The sequence below is a fragment of the Variovorax sp. 01T439_2 genome, assembly GCF_056398445.1.
This window is the reverse complement of record NZ_JBFTPJ010001190.1, coordinates 1-2,460: the sequence shown is the minus strand read 5'-3', so window position 1 is coordinate 2,460 and position 2,460 is coordinate 1. Positions and strand designations below refer to the sequence as shown.

Below are 2,460 nucleotides of genomic sequence, written 5' to 3'. Positions count from 1 at the left end.
CGTCGTGCTCGCCTGGTAGGCACGTGCAATGCCGAGTTGCGCACCCGTCACCCAGCCGCCCAGCGCCGGGTCGTAGATCGAGGTCTTCGTCGCATCGCTGCCGCCGCTGACCAGCACGCTGCCATCGGCCAGCATGCTCAGGCCAGGGCAGAACATCTGGTGGCCTGTGGCCGTGACCACCAGCGGGCTGGCGCTTCGCGTGACGGGGTCGAACACCGAGGTGTAGGTGTACGCCTCGCTGCTGTTCGTGCTGAAGCTGGTGGGCGAGCGGGCTGCCCACAGCAGCAGCTTGCCATCGGGGAGGTTGGCGGCCGATGCGGGCACGAGTGGCAGCGCGATCAGATCGGACCAGGGCTTGACCGCGGCGGTCGATTGCGCCGCGGTGTATCCGGCTGCCGTGAACAGGTACTCGTTGGCCGGCAGCCACTTCCCCTTGAATCGGGAGCGCAGCCGGACCACGAGCCCCGCGCCGTCGATGGGAAGGTTGTTCACCGTCAGCGTTGTCGCACTTGTCGACGTGTCCACCACGGGTGTCGCCGAGGAGGCCGACAGGATCGTCAAGCCGTACTGGGTGGCACCCGTGTTGTTCCAGACGAAGGTCGCGCTGCGGGTGGCGAACTTGGTGCCGGGGGACGGACTGGTGAGGGACGCCGGCTGTCCGTCTGGTGGCACCGGCTTGCTTGCCGATGCGGAGGACGTGCCCGCCAGCTTCGGATTTGCGCCCTGCGCGCGGGCGCCGCCTCCTGCGTCACCGCCTGACCAGACCAGGAACACCAGGGATGCATAAGCAAGCCCGCGCGCGGCGCGCGGCGATGGAACGCTGGTCATCGCTGCTCCTTTATTTTTGTCAGGTCGCAGCTTATTCCTTGTACGCGCAATAAACAATACAAAAGTATTCAGTTATACCTTCAAAGGCCCAGCTGCTTGATCGCGCCCCGCGCCGCGGCCGCCCCGCTGGCCATCGACGCCGTCAGCAGGTAGCCCTTCCAGTCCGAGCCGGCTCTTCAGGTGGCTGCTGAGCGAGCGGGCGCCGCGCGGATGCTTCACGGCCGCCAGCACCTGCTCGGCGCTGCGGTCGGGCAGCAGGTCGAGCAGCAGCGTGGCGCTGCCGTGCGCGGCGATCTCGTCGCGCAGCAGGGCCGAAGCCGCATAGATCAGGCTGCCTTCGATGCCGGTGGCGGTGGCAACGAATTCGCCCTTGCGCGCGAAGCGGCGGCCCTGGCTGTCGGTGAACGAAATCGCGACCGACTTGAAGGGCTGGCCCGCGAAACGGCTCGCGAAATGCTCGCTCCATCCTGCCCCGTCGAAGCCGCAGTTGGCAGGCAGCAGCGGCGCGACATCGATACCGCGCGCCTGCAGCCACGGCGCCCATGCGCCATCGGAACCCAGCCGCGCCCAGCTCGCACCACCGAGCGCGAGCACCACCGCATCGGCCTTCACGAGGGCCTCGCCCGTCGGAGTGGCAAAGCGCAGCGAGGCGGCGGCCAGCGATGCATCGCCGAGCCAGCGGTGGCGCATGTGGAACTGCACGCCCGCCGCGCGCAGCCGGTGCAGCCAGGCGCGCAGCAGCGGCGCGGCCTTCATGTCGGTCGGAAACACGCGGCCCGAGGTGCCGACGAAGGTCTCGATGCCGAGGCCGGCCGCCCATTCGCGCACCTGCTGCGGACCGAAGCGGGCGAGCATCGGTTCGAGCTGCGCACGGCGCTCGCCGAAGCGGCTCATGAACACATCGAAGGGCTCCGAGTGCGTGAGGTTCAGCCCGCCGCGGCCAGCCAGCAGGAACTTGCGGCCCACCGAGGGCATGGCGTCGTAGACGTGCACCTGCACGCCGGACGCGCTCAGGACTTCGGCCGCCATCAGGCCGGCCGGTCCGCCGCCGATCACGGCGACGGTTTGGGAAAGAGTCATTCGAGAGTTACCAGTTCGCCCTGCCCGGTCAGGAACGCGGCGCGCACCAAGGCACCGGGATAGGCATGTTGCACGGCCGCGCGATAGCGCTGCATCTGTGCGATCAATTCCGCGTCCCGTTCGGGGCGCGCAGCGGATTTGTAGTCGAGGATCCACCAGGCACCGCTGGCGCGCTCGCGCACCAGCCGGTCGATGCGCAGCGTCTCGCCTTCGTGGACCAGCGTCACTTCGTTGCCGTGCCAGTCGATCATGCGCTCATCCCACGCCCAGGCGCCGGCGCCCGCGCGGATGCGCTCGGCCAGCACCGCGGCGCCGCGCGCCTGCTGCGCGTCGAGCATGAATTCACGGGCCGCGGCGCGCACATGCGCGGGCGGCAGCGCCTCGCCCGGCAGCGCCCATTCGAGCAGCCGGTGCATCGCCTGGCCGAAGGCGGCAGCCCGCGCATCGACGGTAGCGCTTGCGGCTTTCCTGGTGGCCGGTGATTCCTTGGCCGCAGGCGCGAGCACGGGCATCTTCTTCATCGAGAAACTGCCGCCCCCGGTCTCCACCGGC

Annotated in this window: 2 protein-coding genes and 1 pseudogene; all 3 read right to left on the bottom strand. The window is 69.3% G+C overall.

Annotation, left to right across the window (positions count from 1 at the left end; translation table 11 throughout):
- Positions 1-828: Kelch repeat-containing protein (locus tag AC1DOC_RS33380; RefSeq protein WP_478131536.1), on the bottom strand; the 828-nt coding region annotated here is incomplete at its 3' end.
- A gap of 93 nt (positions 829-921) precedes the next feature.
- A pseudogene (locus AC1DOC_RS33375) lies at positions 922-1,908 on the bottom strand (BaiN/RdsA family NAD(P)/FAD-dependent oxidoreductase); the annotation flags it as partial.
- Positions 1,905-2,460, bottom strand: a 556-nt coding sequence (locus AC1DOC_RS33370) for a PD-(D/E)XK nuclease family protein (protein ID WP_478131535.1), incomplete at its 5' end; no start/stop codon positions are given. The gene AC1DOC_RS33370 and the pseudogene AC1DOC_RS33375, both read right to left, overlap by 4 nt.